This window comes from Variovorax guangxiensis (assembly GCF_003952165.1).
GTDB classification, from domain to species: domain Bacteria; phylum Pseudomonadota; class Gammaproteobacteria; order Burkholderiales; family Burkholderiaceae_C; genus Variovorax; species Variovorax guangxiensis.
In genome coordinates, this window is sequence record NZ_RXFT01000014.1 from 37,013 (window position 1) to 54,749 (window position 17,737).

At 65.3% G+C, this 17,737-nt stretch carries 18 protein-coding genes and 1 tRNA gene; 6 read left to right on the forward strand and 13 right to left on the reverse strand.

What is annotated here, in order from left to right:
• Window positions 1-23 precede the first annotated feature (23 nt).
• The 8 genes from EJP67_RS26210 to EJP67_RS26245 all read right to left on the reverse strand — a co-directional run bounded on the left by EJP67_RS26210 (window position 24) and on the right by EJP67_RS26245 (window position 8,436).
• On the reverse strand, window positions 24-1,058 hold the full coding sequence (locus EJP67_RS26210) for a hypothetical protein (protein ID WP_126024675.1): 1,035 nt from the start codon (window positions 1,056-1,058) through the stop codon (window positions 24-26).
• A 4-nt stretch (window positions 1,059-1,062) separates the two neighbouring features.
• On the reverse strand, window positions 1,063-2,556 hold the full coding sequence (locus EJP67_RS26215; protein ID WP_126024676.1) for an MBOAT family O-acyltransferase: 1,494 nt from the start codon (window positions 2,554-2,556) through the stop codon (window positions 1,063-1,065).
• Window positions 2,557-2,625: 69 nt separating this feature from the next.
• Window positions 2,626-3,237 (reverse strand): dephospho-CoA kinase, encoded by a 612-nt coding sequence (coaE, locus tag EJP67_RS26220; protein ID WP_165909708.1) that lies wholly within the window; start codon window positions 3,235-3,237, stop codon window positions 2,626-2,628.
• A gap of 7 nt (window positions 3,238-3,244) precedes the next feature.
• A complete protein-coding gene (locus tag EJP67_RS26225; protein WP_126024677.1) occupies window positions 3,245-4,210 on the reverse strand; it encodes a prepilin peptidase in 966 nt (321 codons plus the stop codon).
• Complete coding sequence (locus EJP67_RS26230) at window positions 4,210-5,439, reverse strand: type II secretion system F family protein (protein WP_126024678.1); 1,230 nt, start codon at window positions 5,437-5,439, stop codon at window positions 4,210-4,212. The genes EJP67_RS26225 and EJP67_RS26230 overlap by 1 nt, the downstream gene beginning before the upstream one ends.
• A gap of 26 nt (window positions 5,440-5,465) precedes the next feature.
• The gene (gene pilB, locus EJP67_RS26235; protein WP_126024679.1) at window positions 5,466-7,199 is read right to left on the reverse strand and encodes a type IV-A pilus assembly ATPase PilB; all 1,734 of its coding nucleotides are present in this window, start codon (window positions 7,197-7,199) and stop codon (window positions 5,466-5,468) included.
• A 116-nt stretch (window positions 7,200-7,315) separates the two neighbouring features.
• Window positions 7,316-7,392 (reverse strand) — tRNA-Pro (locus EJP67_RS26240).
• A 51-nt stretch (window positions 7,393-7,443) separates the two neighbouring features.
• Window positions 7,444-8,436 carry a polyprenyl synthetase family protein gene (locus tag EJP67_RS26245; RefSeq protein WP_126024680.1) on the reverse strand — a complete coding sequence of 331 codons (993 nt, stop codon included), beginning with the start codon at window positions 8,434-8,436 and terminating at the stop codon, window positions 7,444-7,446.
• Window positions 8,437-8,632: 196 nt separating this feature from the next.
• On the opposite strand from EJP67_RS26245, the gene rplU reads away from it, so the two are divergent.
• The 4 genes from rplU (at window position 8,633) to proB (ending at window position 11,607) form a co-directional block, all read left to right on the forward strand.
• On the forward strand, window positions 8,633-8,944 hold the full coding sequence (rplU, locus tag EJP67_RS26250) for a 50S ribosomal protein L21 (protein WP_019656543.1): 312 nt from the start codon (window positions 8,633-8,635) through the stop codon (window positions 8,942-8,944).
• Between the two features lie 21 nt (window positions 8,945-8,965).
• Window positions 8,966-9,226 (forward strand): 50S ribosomal protein L27, encoded by a 261-nt coding sequence (rpmA, locus tag EJP67_RS26255; protein ID WP_093057448.1) that lies wholly within the window; start codon window positions 8,966-8,968, stop codon window positions 9,224-9,226.
• Between the two features lie 72 nt (window positions 9,227-9,298).
• Complete coding sequence (cgtA, locus tag EJP67_RS26260) at window positions 9,299-10,375, forward strand: Obg family GTPase CgtA (protein WP_126024681.1); 1,077 nt, start codon at window positions 9,299-9,301, stop codon at window positions 10,373-10,375.
• An 89-nt stretch (window positions 10,376-10,464) separates the two neighbouring features.
• Window positions 10,465-11,607, forward strand: coding sequence for a glutamate 5-kinase (gene proB / locus EJP67_RS26265; protein ID WP_126024682.1), 1,143 nt, complete (start codon window positions 10,465-10,467; stop codon window positions 11,605-11,607).
• Between the two features lie 65 nt (window positions 11,608-11,672).
• Here the strand turns inward: proB and EJP67_RS26270 are convergent, their stop codons facing one another.
• Window positions 11,673-12,269, reverse strand: a complete 597-nt coding sequence (locus EJP67_RS26270) for a CNP1-like family protein (RefSeq protein WP_206169563.1) — start codon at window positions 12,267-12,269, stop codon at window positions 11,673-11,675.
• Window positions 12,214-12,885 (reverse strand): RNA pyrophosphohydrolase, encoded by a 672-nt coding sequence (locus EJP67_RS26275; RefSeq protein ID WP_126024797.1) that lies wholly within the window; start codon window positions 12,883-12,885, stop codon window positions 12,214-12,216. Before EJP67_RS26275 ends, EJP67_RS26270 begins: the two co-directional genes overlap by 56 nt.
• Window positions 12,886-13,023: 138 nt before the next feature.
• Here EJP67_RS26275 and EJP67_RS26280 point away from each other — a divergent pair, with 138 nt between their 5' ends.
• Together EJP67_RS26280 and EJP67_RS26285 are read left to right on the forward strand one after the other, a co-directional pair.
• Window positions 13,024-14,769 (forward strand): proline--tRNA ligase, encoded by a 1,746-nt coding sequence (locus EJP67_RS26280; RefSeq protein ID WP_126024683.1) that lies wholly within the window; start codon window positions 13,024-13,026, stop codon window positions 14,767-14,769.
• Window positions 14,766-15,446 carry a lytic transglycosylase domain-containing protein gene (locus EJP67_RS26285; protein WP_126024684.1) on the forward strand — a complete coding sequence of 227 codons (681 nt, stop codon included), beginning with the start codon at window positions 14,766-14,768 and terminating at the stop codon, window positions 15,444-15,446. The genes EJP67_RS26280 and EJP67_RS26285 overlap by 4 nt, the downstream gene beginning before the upstream one ends.
• 34 nt (window positions 15,447-15,480) lie before the next feature.
• Here the strand turns inward: EJP67_RS26285 and paeA are convergent, their stop codons facing one another.
• Genes paeA through grxD form a run of 3 tightly spaced genes read right to left on the reverse strand, consistent with a single transcriptional unit; the run spans window position 15,481 to window position 17,711 of the window.
• Complete coding sequence (paeA, locus tag EJP67_RS26290; protein WP_126024685.1) at window positions 15,481-16,791, reverse strand: polyamine export protein PaeA; 1,311 nt, start codon at window positions 16,789-16,791, stop codon at window positions 15,481-15,483.
• A 54-nt stretch (window positions 16,792-16,845) separates the two neighbouring features.
• On the reverse strand, window positions 16,846-17,364 hold the full coding sequence (locus EJP67_RS26295; protein WP_126024686.1) for a cupin domain-containing protein: 519 nt from the start codon (window positions 17,362-17,364) through the stop codon (window positions 16,846-16,848).
• A gap of 17 nt (window positions 17,365-17,381) precedes the next feature.
• Window positions 17,382-17,711: a Grx4 family monothiol glutaredoxin gene (gene grxD, locus EJP67_RS26300; RefSeq protein ID WP_126024687.1), complete on the reverse strand. Its 330-nt coding sequence runs from the start codon at window positions 17,709-17,711 to the stop codon at window positions 17,382-17,384.
• Between the last annotated feature and the right edge of the window lie 26 nt (window positions 17,712-17,737).

Genomic DNA, 17,737 nt, shown 5'->3' on the forward strand with positions numbered 1-17,737 from the left:
GGTTTTTCACGTCGGGTTCGGGCTCATTGCGTCTTGGCGGCCGGTGGCGGGAACACCTCGCGCACAGCCTCCAGCATACGCTGCCCGAAAAGAATGTAACCCCGGGTCGACACGTGGGTCTCGTTGGCAGGGAAAAGATCCTTCATCTTGAAGCGGTTCTGCTCGGCCAGCGCGAACAGGTCCGGTCCGATATTTTGCGGGTTGAACGCGGCCCGGAACGCATCGGCATGGTTTTGTTGCAAATACACGCTGGTCTTGTTCGGCACGACCATCCACACCACCTTGTAGGGCGCTGCAGTGCTCTCGAAGCGCTTCATGAAGCTCGCGGACTCGGCTGTCAGCGCCGGATTGACGCGGTCCTCGGCGGTCATCAGGAGCTTGTTGCAGGCGCGATGGCTGAACTGCTTGCAGCCCTCGGGCACCACGCGGGCGTCGATCAGCGGGCCCCAGCGATCGGGCGTGTTGGTCCAGCTGTCGGAGGCCAGGATCTCCTTGGTGTTTTGGTATGTCAACCAGCCGCTGAGCAACTGGGCATCCCAGTTGAGCTGGAAGCCAGGGGCCGGCCTGGACGGGTTCTCGAAGGGAGGTGGCGTCGGCTTGAAGCTGTGCTTCATGGTCTTGCACGACTTGGACTTCTCGATGCGGTCGTACAGCAGCCGTTCGATGCTCTCGACGATCACGACCTTGCCCTTGAAACCCGACTTCTGGAGCCAGCCCGAGAAGTCGTCGCAGAGCACGCCGCCCAGGTTGTCCCAGTGCGTGGTCGTGACCTTGTAGCCCGCGCCCACCAGTTTCGACTGCCATGCGTAGCGCACCGAGAAGCTGTCGCCGATCACCAGGATGTCGGATTCGTTGATGGGCCAGGTCTTGACGTCGGCGTCCGGGATGGGCGGCGGCGGCTCGTGCCAGCCGAATTCGCGCTCGGAGATGCGCCCGATGCGGGTCAGGTCGCCGTAGGGGATGGGCGTGAAGAGGCTGACCAGCAGCAGGGCGCAGCACACCAGGTAGCCCGCGGCGAAGATGCGAAGCCAGGTCCTGGCAGATTTCGTGTCTTCCATGTCGTCAGAACTGGAAATAGAGGAAGGGGCTGTAGCTGCCGAACTTCGACACGCACAGGCCAAAGAGGTAGACGCAGCCCAGGCCGGTGGCCCAGGTCGCCAGGCGCTGCAGGCGCGGGCGCCCGGCCAGGCCGGCGACGGCGGGAATCCAGCGGTCGAGCGTGATGGTGGGCGGCAGCGCCAGGCAGATCACGAGGCCGACCAGGATCGTCTGGAAGAATTCCGGCTTGCGGAACGGCACGCGGAACTCGCTGAAGGCCGACACGGGCGCGCCGTGCATGCCCAGCATGCCCTTGTAGATCTCGATGGCGGCCGACATGCTGTCGGCGCGGAAGACCACCCAGGCGATCATCACGCACAGGAAGGTGAGGAACCAGCCGGCCACGCGGCCATACCAGGTGGTTTCGGTCTTGCCGCGACGCACCTTGGCGTTCCAGAAGTGGTTGACCATCAGGTAGAAGCCGTGCAGCGCGCCCCAGAGCACGAAGGTCCAGGCGGCGCCGTGCCACAGGCCGCCCAGCAGCATCGTCAGGAACAGGTTGATGTAGCGCCGCGTCGGACCCTTTCGGTTGCCGCCCAGCGGCACGTAGAGGTAGTCGCGCAGGAAGGTCGACAGCGAGATGTGCCAGCGGCGCCAGAACTCGATCATGTTGGTCGACTTGTACGGCGACCTGAAGTTGAGCGGCAGTTGCACGCCCACGCACAGCGAGAGGCCCACGGCCATGTCGGAATAGCCCGAGAAGTCGAAGTAGATCTGCAGCGTGTACGCCAGCACCCCGAACCAGGCCGTGTACAGCGAGGGCAGCACGCCTTCGTGCACGCCCTTGAACATCATGTCGGCGTACTGGCCCAGCGGGTCGGCGATGAGCATCTTCTTGGCCAGGCCGAAGACGAAGATGCCCAGGCCCAGCGCGATGTTGTTGGCGTTGATCCTGTAGGTGGCCGGGCTGTTGAACTGCGGCATCATCTGCGCGTGATGCAGCACGGGGCCCGCGATCAGGTGCGGGAAGTAGGTCACGAACAGCACGTAATGGATGAAGCTGCGCTCGTGCACCTTGCCCTGCCAGCAGTCGACCAGGAAGGCGATCTGGGTGAAGGTGTAGAACGAGATGCCGATCGGCAGGACGATGTGGACCAGGTCGATCTGCGGAAGCCCTGCGGCGGCGAGGCCGGCATCGACGTTCTCGAGGAAGAAGTTGGCGTACTTGAAGACCGCCAGCACCCCCAGGTTGACCACCAGCGCGATGATCAGCAGCGTCTTGCGGTACTTGTCCTCCCGGCTGGGGGAGGGCGTGAGCCGCAGCCCGAACCAGTAGTTGACGCAGATCGACCCCAGCAGGAGCGGCAGCGCCTTGACGCTCCACCACCCGTAGAAGAAGAGGGAAGCCAGTGCCAGGAACCCCGCCGCCGACCGGGGGCTGCGCGCACCGATCAGGAAGAAGCCGATCAGGACCAGCGGGAAGAAAACGAAGATGAAGGGGTACGAATTGAAAAGCATCGTGAGGGGCGCTTGGGCATGCGCCGTTTGACGTGACCGTCTTTTTGCCGTCGCGGCGTCAACCCCAAATTATCGCGTGCTTGACTTAGCCCACCGTTCCCAGAAACCCCGGACCTGCTGAGCGAGTTCCTCCAGGGTCAGGGACTCGTTGTAAATGACGGCGTCCGCGGCGGCCCGCCGGGCCCGGCGCGAAGCCTGCTGGGCGATCACCGCCCTGACCGCTTCGGGCGCCCAGCCCGAGCGTGCGACGACGCGTTTCAGCTGCGTTTCCTCGGTGGCGTCGACCACCAGCACCCGGTCGACGATCGCGCGCCAGCGGCCGGATTCGACCAGCAGGGGAACGTCGAACACGACGACGGCGTCCTTGCCGGCTGCCGCGGCCTGGCGCTGGGTTTCGGCGCCGATCAGGGGGTGAAGAATGGATTCGAGCCGGGCCTTGGCGCCGGCGTCCGCGAACACGATCTGGCGCATCGCGGCACGGTCCAGGCCGCCAGCCGGGTCGATGACGCCGGGGCCGAAGGCGGCTTCCAGGGCCGGCATCGCGATGCCGCCCGGCAGCGCGATGGATCGAGCGATGGCGTCGGTGTCCACCAGAACCGCCCCCTGGGCCACCAGGAGGCCCGCGACCGTGCTCTTGCCGCTGCCGATGCCGCCCGTCAGGCCGATGCGCCGCACTGCCATGCGGAGGTCAGCGCATCAGCGCGTCCAGAGGAAAGGCGAACGGAATCCACTGCCTCACGACTTCGGGGCCCGCCACGAGGCAGACGAGGCCCGCGCCGGCCAGGAAGGGGCCGAAGGCGATGGGAATGTCCTTGTGCGCCAGCTTGCCGGCGATGCGCAAAGAGATGCCGATCACCGCGCCCACCAGCGAAGAGACGAGGATGATCGCGATGAGGTAGTCCGCTCCGAGCCATGCACCCAGCGCGGCCAGCAGTTTGAAGTCTCCATAGCCCATGCCTTCCTTGCCCGTGACCAGGCGAAAGGCATGGTACACAAGCCAGAGGCTCAGGTAGCCGAACACCGCACCCCAGACGGCCGAGCTCAGCGAAACGCCGGTCCAGCCCATGGCCGCGCCGATCAGGCCGAGCCAGAGCAGCGGGTAGTTGAGCGAGTCGGGCAGGAACTGGGTGTCGAAGTCGATCAGGAACTGGCAGATCAGGAAGGCCCCGAATGCCGCCCAAAGCGCCCCGGCCGGCGTGATGCCGAAACGCCAGGCGCACAGGGCGAACAGGCCACCGGTGATCAGCTCGACCAGCGGGTAGCGAAGGCTGATCGGGGTCTTGCACGACGAGCAACGTCCGCGCAGCGCGGCATAGCTCAGCACGGGGATGTTCTCGTACCAGCGGATCTCGTGGCCGCAGGCGCCGCAGCGCGACGCGGGGCGCATCAGGTCGAAGGGGGGCTGCTTCTCGACGACTTCGGCCGCCTTGTCGGCGGAGGCCTCCAGCCCGGCGGGCGCCGCGACCTTCGGCCCGAAGGCCAGCGACCACAGCGAGGGCGCATCCTTCGACGACATGAGATTGGCGACGGCGTCGGCAAGCCATTCGCGATACATCATCACCGGCACGCGGTAGATGACGACGTTCATGAAGCTGCCGATCAATAGCCCCAGGACACCGGCGAAGACGGTGTCGAATTCCCGCGAAACCAGCATCAAACGACCTGGCCGAGCTTGAAGATGGGCAGGTACATCGAAACCACGATGCCGCCGATGATGGTGCCGAGGAACACGATGATGATCGGCTCCATCAGGCTGGAGAGGCCCGCGACCATGTCGTCCACCTCGGACTCGTAGAAGTCGGCGGCCTTGCCCAGCATGTGGTCGATGGAGCCGGATTCCTCACCGATGGCGGTCATCTGGATCACCATGGACGGGAACAGGTTGACGTTGGTCATGGCGGCCGTGAGGCTGGTGCCGGTGGAGACTTCCTGCTGGATCTTCGCGGTGGCGTCGCCGTAGACGGTGTTGCCGGAGGCGCCGCCCACGGAGTCGAGCGCTTCGACCAGCGGGACGCCGGCGGCGAACATGGTGGCCAGAGTGCGGGTCCAGCGGGCGACGCAGGACTTTTCGATCAGTACGCCGAAAACCGGAATTCTCAGCAGAAGGCGGTCCATGGTCCTTTGTACGCGCTCATTGCGCTTCCAGGCCTGCAGGAAGAAATAGAGCCCGCCGCCAATGCCGCCGAAGATCAGCCACCAGTAAGACACGAAGAACTCGCTGATGCCGATCACGATCAGGGTCGGTGCCGGCAGGTCGGCTCCGAACGACGTGAACACCGATTTGAATGCCGGGATCACGAAGATCATGATGATGGCGATCACCACGAAGGCCACAACAATCACTGAGATCGGATACATCAAGGCCGACTTGATCTTGGATTTGATCGCCTCGGTCTTTTCCATGTAGGTCGCCAGCCGGTCCAGCAACTCTTCGAGAATACCGGCCGCTTCGCCTGCCTCCACCAAGTTGCAATAGAGATTGTCGAAGTACTTCGGAAACTTGCGGAAGGCGGACGAGAGCGAACTGCCGGTTTCCACGTCGCTGCGGATGTCGTTGAGCAGCTTGGCCACACTCGGGTTCGCATTGCCGCGCCCGACGATATCGAAGGACTGCATCAGCGGCACGCCGGCCTTCATCATGGTCGCCAGCTGGCGCGTGAAGATCGCGATGTCCTTCGGCTTGATCGCCTTGCCCGAGCGCATGCGGCGCTTCTTGATCTTGGAGGCGAGCACGCCCTGGCGGCGCAGCGCGGCCTGCACCTGGTTTTCGCCGGCAGCACGAAGTTCGCCGCGTACCAGCTTGCCGTTGCGGTCCTTGCCTTCCCATTCGAAGACAAATTCCTTGTGTGTGGGCTGGGTGCGGGAGGATGCCACTGTAGCCATTCGATCTCCGGTATTCGGTGTGTTCGTTATTCGTTGGTGCAGGCCACCACTTCTTCGAGCGAAGTGAGGCCCTGCATGACCTTGCGCAGGCCCGACTGGCGCAGCGAACGCACGCCCTCGGCTTCCGACTGCGCGGCGATGTCGAGCGCGCTGCCGTCGCGCAGGATGATTTCCTGGATGGCTTCCGAGATCGGCATCACCTGGTAGATGCCCACGCGGCCCTTGTAGCCGCTGCTGCAGGCGGAGCAGCCGACGGGGCGGTACGGTTTCCAGGAGCCGTCCAGCTCTTCTTCCTTGAAACCTGCCTCGAGCAGCGTTTCGCGCGGGATGTCGGCCGGCAGCTTGCAGACGGTGCACAGGCGCCGCGCGAGGCGCTGGGCCGTGATCAGGATCACGCTCGACGCGATGTTGAACGGTGCGATGCCCATGTTGCGCATCCGCGTGAGCGTGGTCGGCGCATCGTTGGTGTGCAGCGTGGAGAGCACCAGGTGGCCGGTCTGGGCTGCCTTGATCGAGATGTCGGCGGTTTCGAGGTCGCGGATTTCGCCGACCATGATGATGTCGGGATCCTGGCGCAGGAAGGCGCGCAGCGCGGCTGCGAAGGTCAGGCCCGCGCGTTCGTTGACATTGACCTGGTTGACGCCGGGCAGGTTGATTTCCGACGGGTCTTCCGCCGTCGCGATGTTCACGCCCGGCTGGTTCAGGAGGTTCAGGCAGGTGTAGAGCGACACCGTCTTGCCCGAGCCGGTGGGGCCGGTGACGAGCACCATCCCGTACGGGCGGCCGATGGCATGCAGCAGCCGCGCCTTTTCGTCAGCGTCGTAACCCAGGGCGTCGATGCCCAGGCGCGCGCTGCTCGGGTCGAGGATACGAACCACGATCTTCTCGCCGAAGAGCGTGGGCAGCGTGCTCACGCGGAAGTCGATCACGCGGTCGGGACCGATCTTGAGCTTCATGCGGCCGTCCTGCGGCACGCGCTTCTCGGAGATGTCGAGCCGGGAAATGACCTTGATGCGCGAGGCCAGCTTGTCCTTGATGACCGTGGGCGGGCTGGCGACTTCGCGCAACTCGCCGTCGACCCGGAAGCGGACGCGGTAGTTGTGCTCGTAGGGCTCGAAGTGGATATCGGATGCCCGCATGCTGACGGCGTCGAGCAGCATCTTGTGAAGGAAGCGCACGACCGGCGCGTCTTCGACTTCGGCGATGGCCTGGTCATTGCCCTCGTTCGCGGTCTCGGCCGCGACGTCGTCGAACTCGAACTCGCTGCCGACGATGCTGTTGATGGTCTCGGCCGCGCTGACGGCGGCGGCTTCGATCATCCGCGACAGCTTGTCGTATTCGGCGATGACCCAGTCGACGCCCATCTGGGAGGCGAACTTGATCTTTTCCGCGGCCTGCTGATCGGAAGGATCGGCTGTCGCAACAATCAGACGGTTGTTGCGCTTGCTGAGCACGACGATGCGGTACGCATGGCACAGCTTCTGGTCGAGCAGGTCCTTGGGCAGGCGCTGGGGATCGATGGCATCGAGATCGAGCAGCGGTGCGCCGAACGCGGTGGAAAGGGTGTGGGCGAGGTCCGCGGCGGAAACGGCGCCGGAGCCGGTCAGTTCGGCAATGAAGCTCGTGCGAGCGCTGATGGACTTCTGATAGATGTCCTCGGCTGCCCTGGCAGGCAGCTTGCCGGCCGAAACTAGGGCGCGCGCAAGCCCGGGTAGGGCAATTTGCGAAGGTTCTTTAACAGGAAGTTCGGCTGCAGCCATTCAGCGAGTGAAAAAGATGTGAAAATTTGCTTCACGATCATCGCTGAACAGTCCTGTGCTGTAAATCGCTACACAGCAACAGGCTGGCCATTTGTCCATTAATGCCAGCCAAAGGCTGGTCGGGGTGAGAGGATTCGAACCTCCGGCCTCTACGTCCCGAACGTAGCGCTCTACCAGGCTAAGCTACACCCCGATGGTTGCAAGAAAGAAGAAGTCGTCCTAGATGCCAACTCAGGAGAGGTGTTCAGGCACGTCGCTCAAGCAACTGAGCCGCTAATTGTAGCAAACCTGAAGCGTGCAAATTGGCCGGGAAATCTTTTAATGCATGAATCGCACGTTGCGCCTCGGCTGCTGCCGCTGCGCGCGAGGCATCCAGGGCCCCGGTTTCCTGAACGATCTCGATGACCTTGCCCAACTGGGTGGTGTCGCCGGCCTCGATGGCGGCGCGCACGAGCGCGCTCTGTGCCGGAGTGCCTCGCTGCATGGCGAAGATGAGCGGCAGAGTGGTCTTGCCTTCGCGCAGGTCGTCGCCGACATTCTTGCCGGTTTCGTTGGCGTCGCCCGTGTAGTCCAGGACGTCATCGATCACCTGGAAGGCGGTGCCCAGGGCCTGGCCGTAGGTTGCGCAGGCCTCTTCCATTTCTGGGGTGGCATTCGCCAGCACGGCCGCGAGGCGGGTGCTCGCCTCGAAGAGCTTCGCCGTCTTCGAGCGGATCACGCGCAGATAGGCCGCTTCGTCCAGCGACGCATCGTGCATGTTCATCAGCTGAAGCACCTCGCCCTCGGCGATGATGTTGGTGGCTTCGGCCAGGATCTGCATCACGCGCATGTTGTTGGCGTCCAACATCATCTGGAACGCGCGCGAATAGAGGAAGTCACCGACCAGCACGCTGGCCGGGTTGCCGAACGATTCGTTGGCCGTTGCGCGTCCGCGCCGCAGGGTCGACTCGTCGACCACGTCGTCGTGCAGCAGGGTTGCCGTATGAATGAACTCCACAACGGCCGCCAGATTGAATCGCTGGTCCCCGGTGTAGCCTAGCGCGCCCGACATCAGCAGCAGGAGCGCCGGTCGCAGGCGCTTGCCGCCAGCGGAAATGATGTACCGGGAAACCTGGCTGACCAGCGGCACGCCGGTGTCGAGGCGGCGGGCGATCACGCGGTCGACTTCGACCATGTCGCCGGCAATCAGGTCCAGCACGGTGGCGGTGGGGGAGGTGTCGGCGGCTGGAACTGGCAAAGCGAAGGCGCGGGGCGCTGCTGAGTGTTGTATGTGGGGGACCCAGGCAGGTGCAGGGCCGGAAGGCGCAAATTATATGGAGCCGAAGCGGCTTGCCGATGGGGCTCCGGCCCAAGAGTAGCTAGTGGGCGCAAACCGCGCTATAATCTTGGGCTCTGCGGAATTCGCCGTGGAGACTCATTTCTAAGAGGTTTACATGTACGCGGTCATAAAAACCGGTGGCAAGCAGTATCGCGTTGCTTCCGGCGAGAAAATCAAAGTAGAACAGATTGCTGCGGACGTAGGCCAGGAAATCGTGATCGACCAGGTTCTGGCAGTCGGCAACGGCGCTGAGATCAAGGTTGGCACGCCCCTGGTGTCCGGTGCAACGGTGACGGTCACGGTACTGTCGCACGGCAAGCACGACAAGGTTCGCATCTTCAAGATGCGCCGTCGCAAGCACTATCAGAAACGTCAAGGCCATCGCCAGCAGTTCACCGAACTGCAAATCGGCGCGATCGCCGCTTAACACGGCACAGGAGCAGATTCCATGGCACAGAAAAAAGGCGGCGGCTCAACGCGAAACGGGCGCGATTCCAAGCCCAAGATGCTCGGCGTGAAGGCTTTCGGCGGCGAACTGATCAGCGCAGGCTCGATCATCGTGCGCCAGCGTGGTACCCAGTTCCACCCCGGCGTGAACGTCGGCGTGGGCAAGGACCACACGCTGTTCGCCCTGGTCGACGGCCACGTGTCGTTCGGTACCAAGGGTGCGCTGAACAAGCACACGGTCAACGTGACTCCCGCGGCTTAAGCCCCGAGTCAGCCCCGACCATCCCGAGGCCCCGCATTGCCGGGGCCTCTTCATTTGTAAACTAGACATCCCATGAAGTTCGTCGACGAAGCCTTCATCGACATCGCCGCGGGCGATGGCGGGAACGGCTGCGTGTCGTTCCGTCATGAGAAGTACAAGGAATTCGGCGGCCCCAACGGCGGAGACGGCGGCCGCGGCGGCCACGTGTACGCGGTGGCCGATTCCAACCTCAACACCCTGGTCGACTTCCGCTATTCGCGCCGCCACGAGGCCAAGCGCGGCGAGCACGGCATGGGCTCCGACATGTTCGGCGCCGCCGGCGACGACATCACGCTCAAGATGCCGGTCGGAACGATCATTTCCGACGCCGAGACCGGCGAAGTGCTGTTCGAACTGCTGAAAGATGGAGAGGTCATCACCATCGCCAAGGGCGGCGACGGCGGCTTCGGCAACATGCGCTTCAAGAGCGCGATCAACCGTGCCCCGCGCCAGAAAACCCCCGGCTGGCCTGGCGAGAAGCGCAGCCTCAAGCTCGAACTCAAGGTGTTGGCCGATGTGGGCCTGCTCGGCATGCCGAATGCGGGCAAGTCGACGCTGATCAGCGCCATCTCGAACGCCCGCCCGCGCATCGCGGACTACCCCTTCACCACGCTGCACCCGAACCTGGGCGTGGTGCGCGTCGGTCCCGAGCAGAGCTTCGTCGTGGCGGACCTGCCTGGCCTGATCGAAGGCGCATCCGAAGGCGCCGGCCTCGGTCATCTCTTCCTGCGGCACCTGCAGCGCACGCGCCTGCTGCTGCATGTGGTCGACATGGCCCCGTTCGACGACAGCGTTGACCCCGTGGCGCAGGCCAAGGCCATCGTGGGCGAACTCAAGAAATACGACGCCGACCTGTACGAAAAGCCGCGCTGGCTCGTGCTGAACAAGCTGGACATGGTGCCCGCCGACGAGCGCGCCGCGCGCATCAAGGACTTCGTGAAGCGCCTGCGCTTCAAGGGTCCGGTGTTCGAAATCTCGGCGCTCACGCGCGAAGGCTGCGAGCACCTGGTGCAGGCCATCTACCAGCAGGTCAAGGCCGAGCAGGTGGCCGAGCACCAGACGGTCGAGGTCGATCCGCGCTTCGTGCCCCTGCCTCCCGAAGGCTCCTGAGCGGCACCTGCCGCAGCAGCATTGACGGCCGGCCCGAGACGGGCCGAAGACAGCAACCCGAGCAGCATCCAAAGACCGTAACACGCCAAATGACCTCGTCGAACTCCGGATCCACTGCCTTGCGGGATGCCCGCCGAATCGTCGTCAAGGTGGGCTCCAGCCTCGTGACCAACGAGGGGCGCGGTCTCGACGAGGCCGCCATCGGCGAGTGGTGCCGGCAACTGGCCGCGCTGGTGCGCGACGGGCGCGAGGTGGTGATGGTGTCGAGCGGCGCGATCGCAGAAGGCATGAAGCGCCTTGGCTGGCGCACCCGGCCGCATGAGATCAACGAGCTCCAGGCCGCTGCCGCGGTCGGCCAGATGGGCCTGGCCCAGATGTACGAGACCAAGCTGCGCGAGAACGAGATCGGCAGCGCCCAGGTGCTGCTGACGCACGCCGACCTGGCCGACCGCGAGCGCTATCTGAATGCCCGATCGACGCTGGTCACGCTGCTCAAGCTGGGCGTGGTGCCGGTCATCAACGAGAACGACACGGTCGTCAACGACGAGATCAAGTTCGGCGACAACGACACGCTCGGCGCCCTCGTGGCCAACCTGGTCGAGGCCGATGCGCTGGTCATCCTCACCGACCAGAAGGGCCTGTACACGGCCGACCCGCGCAAGGACCCGGACGCGAAGTTCGTGCACGAGGCCGCCGCCGGCGACCCGGCGCTCGAGGCGATGGCCGGCGGCGCGGGTTCGAGCATCGGCAAGGGCGGCATGATCACCAAGATCCTCGCGGCCAAGCGCGCGGCCGGCTCGGGCGCCTCCACGGTCATTGCCTGGGGCCGCGAGGCCGACGCGCTGCTGCGGCTGGCGAAGGGCGAATCCATCGGCACGCTGCTGGTGGCGCAGACCGCCAAGCACCAGGCCCGCAAGCGCTGGATGGCCGACCATTTGCAGCTGCGCGGCTCCGTCGTGGTCGACGCGGGCGCGGCCGCGAAGGTGCGGGCCGAGGGCAAGAGCCTGCTGCCGATCGGCATGACCGGGGTCTCGGGCGAGTTCTCGCGCGGCGACGTGATCGCGGTGCGCGACGCCGACGGTGTCGAGCTGGCCCGCGGCCTTGCCAACTACTCGAGCGTGGAGGCGCGCCTGCTGTGCCGCAAGCCCTCGTCGGAGTTCGAACGCCTGCTGGGCTATGTGGCGGAGCCGGAGATGGTTCACCGCGACAACATGGTGTTGATGCCGGGCTGAGATGCCTCTGGAAACAAGAAACGGGGCCCGCGGGCCCCGTTTCTGCATCTTTCAGCGCGGATCGCCTATTGCACTTCCCGTACCGGATTGCGGATGTTCTGGACCATGTCGCCCACCGACGGCCGCGGGGCGTTGCCGCGGCACAGGGCCTGCGTGGCCAGCTTGCGCGTGTAGCTGGAGTTCATGTCGCCGAGCTTCTTCCACTCGGGCTTCGCGACGTCCTGCCAGCTGCCGTTGTTGTAGCGCGCGTAGCTCTTCATTTCGGCCGTGGAGCAGCGGATGCCCTCGTAGAAGGCGTTGGTCGCGCCGCCGCTGCGGTTCTGGGCCACCACCACATAGCGGACGATGCCGTCGCCCGTGATCGTGATCGTCTGCGGGTCGACGCCGAACTTCAGGCTCATGTAGGGCGGCATTTCGATCGGCAGCAGGCGGCTTTCGCTGAAGGCCGGCGGGGGCGGGGTGGCCGTTTCTTCCCACTCCTTGTCCGTCTCGTACCGCTTGGGCGGGGGCGGCAGGCCGGCCTGTGCCCAGTCGGGGTTGTCGGTGTCGTGGGGGCCCGAGGCGCATCCGGCGAGGATGCCGAAGCAGGCCAGCAGGAGGACGCGCTCAGCGCTGCGTCGGAAGGGGCGGGGGTGCCTTGTTGTCTTGGACAGGAGGTTCATTGCTCGCGGAAGGAATGTCGGGATGCGGATCGAAGCTGCCGCCGGGCGGCAGATCGAGTCCGGGCGGCGCCCCGGCGTCCGGCGAGTGGCGCTCGAATTCTCGGGCGCGCACGTTGCTGCGCAGGAAGCGGTTGCGGAAATCCTGCCTGGGCAGGTAGCGAGCGAGCTCGGTGAGCGCCATCTCGTAGACGCCGCGCTTGAACTCGACGACCACGTCGAGCGGCACCCAGTAGTCATGCCAGCGCCAGGCGTCGAATTCGGGATGGTCGGTTGCACGCAGGTTGAGATCCCAATCGTGGCCGATGAGTTGCAGCAAGTACCAGATTTGTTTCTGGCCCTTGTAGTGGCCCCGTGCGTCACGGCGAATGAACCGATCCGGCACCTCGTAGCGCAACCAGTCGCGGGTACGGGCCACGATGCGCACATGCTCCGGGTGGAGTCCCACTTCCTCGTGCAGTTCCCGGTACATGGCCTGCTCGGGACTTTCGCCGCGGTCGATGCCGCCCTGCGGAAACTGCCAGGAGTGCGTGCGTATGCGTTTGCCCCAGAAAACCTGGTTTCTCTGGTTGAGCAGGATGATGCCGACGTTGGGCCTGAAGCCGTCCCGGTCGAGCATAATCAAACCCCAATTTTTGAACTGAGTCGATTATGCATGCCGGGTTGCCCTCGGCAAGCTGCCGATGCCAGGCTCTCAGGGTCTCTCCGGGGGAGCAGTTCCCCACTTCCGAACCTCGAATCCAGCGCCACCATTCCGATGAAAGCTTCCCGTTTTTTCGTCTCCACCCTCAAGGAAGCGCCCGCTGACGCCGAAGTGGCGAGCCACCGTCTCATGATGCGGGCCGGCATGATCAAGAAGCTCGGCACGGGCATCTACACCTACATGCCCATGGGCCTGCGCGTGATCCGCAAGGTGGAAGCCATCGTCCGCGAGGAGATGAACCGCGCCGGTGCCGTCGAGATGACCATGCCCGTGGTGCAGCCCGCCGAGCTCTGGCAGGAGACCGGCCGCTTCGACAAGATGGGCCCCGAGCTGCTGCGCATCAAGGACCGCCACGACCGCGACTTCGTGATCCAGCCGACCAGCGAAGAGGTGGTGACCGACATCGCCCGCCAGGAGATCCGCAGCTACAAGCAGCTGCCGAAGAACTTCTACCAGATCCAGACCAAATTCCGCGACGAGCGCCGTCCGCGCTTCGGCCTGATGCGCGGGCGCGAGTTCATCATGAAGGACGCCTACAGCTTCGACCGCGACCTCGACGCCGCCAAGGCGAGCTACCAGGTCATGGCGCAGGCCTACCGCAACATCTTCGACCGTTTCGGCCTGCGCTACCGCGCCGTCGCGGCCGACAGCGGCGCCATCGGCGGCGACCTGAGCGAGGAATTCCAGGTGATCGCCGCCACCGGCGAGGACGCCATCGTCTACTGCCCCGACAGCGATTACGCCGCCAACATGGAAAAGGCCGAGGCGCTGGCCCCGGCTGGCCCGCGCCCGGCGCCCGCCAAGGCGCTCGAGAAGACCCCGACCCCCGGCAAGAGCACCTGCGCCGACGTGGCCGAGCTGCTCGGCGTGCCGCTTTCCACCACCATCAAGTCGCTGGTGCTGGCCACCGACGTCCTCGACGAGGCCGGCGACATCAAGGGCTCGCAGGTCTGGCTGCTGCTGCTGCGCGGCGACCACGACATGAACGAGATCAAGGTCGGCAAGCTGCCCGGCCTGAACCAGGGCTTCCGCTTCGCGACCCTGGCCGAGATCGAAGACCACTTCGGCTGCAAGCCCGGCTACCTGGGCCCGCTGAACCTCAAGAAGCCCGTGAAGCTCGTGGCCGACCGCGAAGCCGCCGTCCTGGCCGACTGGATCACGGGTGCCAACGAAGTCGATTTCCACATGACCGGCGTCAACTGGGGCCGCGACCTGCCCGAGCCCGACCTCGTCGCCGACATCCGCAACGTGGTCGCGGGCGACGCCTCGCCCGACGGCAAGGGCGTGCTGGCCATCGAGCGCGGCATCGAGGTGGGCCATGTGTTCGTGCTCGGCACCAAGTACAGCAAGGACATGAACGCCACCTACCTCGACGAAGGCGGCAAGCCGCAGTTCCTCGAGATGGGCTGCTACGGCATCGGCATCACCCGCCTGCCGGCCGCCGCCATCGAACAGAACCACGACGAGCGCGGGATCATCTGGCCTGACGCCATCGCGCCGTTCACCGTGGTCGTCTGCCCGATCGGCATGGACCGCAGCCCCGAGGTCAAGGCGGCGGCCGAGGCGCTCTACGAGGAGCTGCTCGCCAAGGGCGTGGACGTGCTGCTCGACGACCGTGGCGAACGCCCCGGCGCGATGTTCGCCGACTGGGAGCTGATCGGCGTGCCGCACCGCGTGGTCATCTCGGACCGCGGTCTCAAGGAAGGCCAGCTCGAATACCAGAACCGCCGCGACACGGCGGCTACCAAGGTGCCCGCGGTCGGCATCGCCGACTTCATCGCCGGCAAGCTCGCCCAATGAGCCTGGAGGGCGGCCTCTCGCGACGCCAGTGCCTGGGCGGCGCCGTGACCGCAGGCGCCCTCACCGTGCTGTCGTTGCCGCGGGCTGCCATGGCCGGCGCGCAGATCGAGGAGCCGCTGATCGACTCGGTGCGCACCGCGCTGAGTTCGGCCATCCACAACAAGGCGCCGCCGGTGCCGCAGTTCGCGAGCACCGAGGCCCGGCTGGCCTACCTGCGCTGGCTCGGAGAGATGAGCGAGCGGCTCAAGAAGAAGATCGCCGATGCGCCCTCGCGCATCGAGTTCCTGCAGACCGTCTGGTACGAAGCCAAGCGCTCGGGGCTGGAGGTGAGCCTGGTGCTGGGGCTGGTCCAGGTCGAGAGCAATTTCCGCAAGTTCGCGGTGTCGAGCGCGGGGGCGCGCGGCTACATGCAGGTCATGCCGTTCTGGACGCGCGTGATCGGCGACAGCGATCCGGCCAAGCTCTTCCACATGCAGACCAACCTGCGCTTCGGTTGCGTCATTCTTCGCCACTACCTCGACCGGGAGAACGGCGACCTGTTCATGACGCTGGGCCGCTACAACGGCAGCCGCGGCAAGTCGCCGTATCCGAACGCCGTGTTCGCCAACCAGCGGTTCTGGGTGTTCAACGACAGGGAACGCGAGAAGGAAAAGGACAAGGACCGCTCGGCGGCCTGACGCCTTCCGACTGGCGCCTTCCTCTTCCGTCTGCTCAGTTCGCAGGTGCCTTCGCGGTGCCCGAGCCCTTGGTGACCATCACCTGGTCGATGCGGTAGCTGTCGACGTCCATCACCTCGAAGGTGTAGCCGCCCCAGCTCACGTTGTCCGTGCGCTTCGGAACGCGGCGCAGCATCACCATCAGGAAGCCGGCCAGCGTCTCGTACTCCTCGGCATGCGGCATCTCGTCGATCTGCAGCGCGCGCTGCACGTCCTGGATGGGCGTCACGCCATCGATCAGCCACGAGTTCTCGTCGCGCTGCACGATCTGCTCCTCGTCGGGCGTGGACACCAGGTCGCCCATCACCGTGCTCATCACGTCGTTGAGCGTGATCACGCCCACCACCAGGCTGTATTCGTTGACGATGATCGCGAAGTCCTCGTGCGCCTGCTGGAACTGCTCCAGCACCTCGGTGAGCGAGAGCCGGTCGGGAATGACGAGCGCCTTGTGCAGCGGCAGTCCCTGGTCGAAAGCCAGCGGCTGGCCGCTGAGCACGCGCTGGAACATGTCCTTGGCGTCCACGTAGCCCAGCACGTGGTCGATGTCGCCGTCGCACACCGGGTACGCCGAGAAGGGCTCGGCGATGATGCGCGCGCGCAGCACTGTCTCGGGGTCGTCGTGCAGGAACCAGGTGATGTTGTCGCGCACGGTCATCACGCTGCTGACCAGGCGGGTGTCGAGCTCGAACACGTTGGCGATCACCTGCTGCTCGCGCGCCGCGAGCACGCCCGCCTGCGCGCCGGCCTCGGTCATCGCGAGGATGTCGGCCGAGGTGATCTTGTCGTCGCGTGCCATCGGCATGCCCAGCAGCTTGAACAGCAGGTCGGTGCAGCGCGTGAAGAACCACACCAGCGGCTTGAAGGTGGTGATCAGCAGCAGCATCGGCCCGACCATGCGCACCGCCAGCCGCTCGGGGTTGCTCATGCCCAGCCGCTTGGGGAACAGGTCGGCGAACACCAGGAACACCGCGATGATGATCACGAAGGAGCACAGGAAGGCCGCGCTGGCCGAAGCCTCGGGGCTGAGCCACTTCTCGAAGAGGACCGCGAAGTACGGGCTCAGCGAGCCTTCGCCCACCACGCCGCCGAGGATGGCCACCGCGTTGAGCCCGATCTGCACCACCGTGAAGTAGTGGCCCGGCTGCTCCTGTACCCGCAATACCTTCTCGGCCCGGGGGTCGCCCTCGTCGGCCATCTGGCGCAGACGCAGCCGGCGCGATGCGGCCAGGGTGATTTCGGCGAGGGAGAAGAAGGCGCTCAGCGCAATCAGCAGCGCGATGATGAGCAGGCTTTGGGTGAGGGTCATGGTGGCACGTCGAAGACGGCCAACATGGTGCCATGACTCGGCACCGGAAATCGCTCAGACGCCGCCGTGAGGGTGGGTCGGGTCGACCCACAGCACCGATTCGGGCTTCTCCACGGGCTCGATGTCGAGGTTCACCGCCACCGCTTCGCCGTCGCTGCGGCACAGCACGCATTCGAGCGTCTCGGTCGCGCTGGCGTTGATTTCCTGGTGCGGCACGTACGGCGGCACGTAGATGAAGTCGCCCGGCCCGGCCTCGGCCGTGAATTCCAGCTTCTCGCCCCAGCGCATGCGGGCCCGGCCGCGCACCACGTAGATCACCGATTCGAGATGCCCGTGGTGATGGGCGCCGGTCCTGGCGTCGGCATGGATGGTCACCGTGCCGGCCCAGAGCTTCTGCGCGCCCACGCGGGCGAAGTTGATGGCCGCTGCCCGGTTCATGCCGGGCGTCTGGGCGGTGTTCGTGTCGAGCCGGTCGGCCGGGATCACGCGCACGCCGTCGTGCTTCCAGGCCGGCGCGGCATCGTTGCCGCCGTCATCGTGGGAATGGCCGTGGTCCGCGTGATCGTGGCTCATGACCGTTCCCCGGGGGCTCAGGAGGCTGCGGCCCCGTTCACCACCTGCTGCAGCTCGCCCGACTCGTACATCTCCATCATGATGTCCGAGCCGCCGATGAACTCGCCCTTCACGTACAGCTGCGGGATCGTGGGCCAGTTGCTGTACTCCTTGATGCCCTGGCGGATGCTGTCGTCGTCGAGGACGTTGACGGTCTTGAGCGTCCTGGTGTCGACGCCGACCGCCTTCAGGATCTGGATCGCGCGGCCCGAGAAGCCGCACATCGGAAAGCTGGCGTTGCCCTTCATGAAGAGCACGAGGTCGTTGGTCTTGACGAGATCGTCGATGCGTTGCTGGGCGTCGGACATGGGAACTCCTGAAAAATAGGCTGGGG

Excerpts from the sequence above, each read along its gene's own strand:
- EJP67_RS26210 (WP_126024675.1), bottom strand. The coding sequence starts at position 1,058 with ATGGAAGACACGAAATCTGCCAGGACCTGGCTTCGCATCTTCGCCGCG.
- EJP67_RS26215 (WP_126024676.1), bottom strand. The coding sequence starts at position 2,556 with ATGCTTTTCAATTCGTACCCCTTCATCTTCGTTTTCTTCCCGCTGGTC.
- coaE (WP_165909708.1), bottom strand. The coding sequence starts at position 3,237 with ATGGCAGTGCGGCGCATCGGCCTGACGGGCGGCATCGGCAGCGGCAAG.
- EJP67_RS26225 (WP_126024677.1), bottom strand. The coding sequence starts at position 4,210 with ATGCTGGTTTCGCGGGAATTCGACACCGTCTTCGCCGGTGTCCTGGGG.
- EJP67_RS26230 (WP_126024678.1), bottom strand. The coding sequence starts at position 5,439 with ATGGCTACAGTGGCATCCTCCCGCACCCAGCCCACACACAAGGAATTT.
- pilB (WP_126024679.1), bottom strand. The coding sequence starts at position 7,199 with ATGGCTGCAGCCGAACTTCCTGTTAAAGAACCTTCGCAAATTGCCCTA.
- rplU (WP_019656543.1), top strand. The coding sequence starts at position 8,633 with ATGTACGCGGTCATAAAAACCGGTGGCAAGCAGTATCGCGTTGCTTCC.
- rpmA (WP_093057448.1), top strand. The coding sequence starts at position 8,966 with ATGGCACAGAAAAAAGGCGGCGGCTCAACGCGAAACGGGCGCGATTCC.
- cgtA (WP_126024681.1), top strand. The coding sequence starts at position 9,299 with ATGAAGTTCGTCGACGAAGCCTTCATCGACATCGCCGCGGGCGATGGC.
- proB (WP_126024682.1), top strand. The coding sequence starts at position 10,465 with ATGACCTCGTCGAACTCCGGATCCACTGCCTTGCGGGATGCCCGCCGA.
- EJP67_RS26270 (WP_206169563.1), bottom strand. The coding sequence starts at position 12,269 with ATGAACCTCCTGTCCAAGACAACAAGGCACCCCCGCCCCTTCCGACGC.
- EJP67_RS26275 (WP_126024797.1), bottom strand. The coding sequence starts at position 12,885 with ATGCTCGACCGGGACGGCTTCAGGCCCAACGTCGGCATCATCCTGCTC.
- EJP67_RS26280 (WP_126024683.1), top strand. The coding sequence starts at position 13,024 with ATGAAAGCTTCCCGTTTTTTCGTCTCCACCCTCAAGGAAGCGCCCGCT.
- EJP67_RS26285 (WP_126024684.1), top strand. The coding sequence starts at position 14,766 with ATGAGCCTGGAGGGCGGCCTCTCGCGACGCCAGTGCCTGGGCGGCGCC.
- paeA (WP_126024685.1), bottom strand. The coding sequence starts at position 16,791 with ATGACCCTCACCCAAAGCCTGCTCATCATCGCGCTGCTGATTGCGCTG.
- EJP67_RS26295 (WP_126024686.1), bottom strand. The coding sequence starts at position 17,364 with ATGAGCCACGATCACGCGGACCACGGCCATTCCCACGATGACGGCGGC.
- grxD (WP_126024687.1), bottom strand. The coding sequence starts at position 17,711 with ATGTCCGACGCCCAGCAACGCATCGACGATCTCGTCAAGACCAACGAC.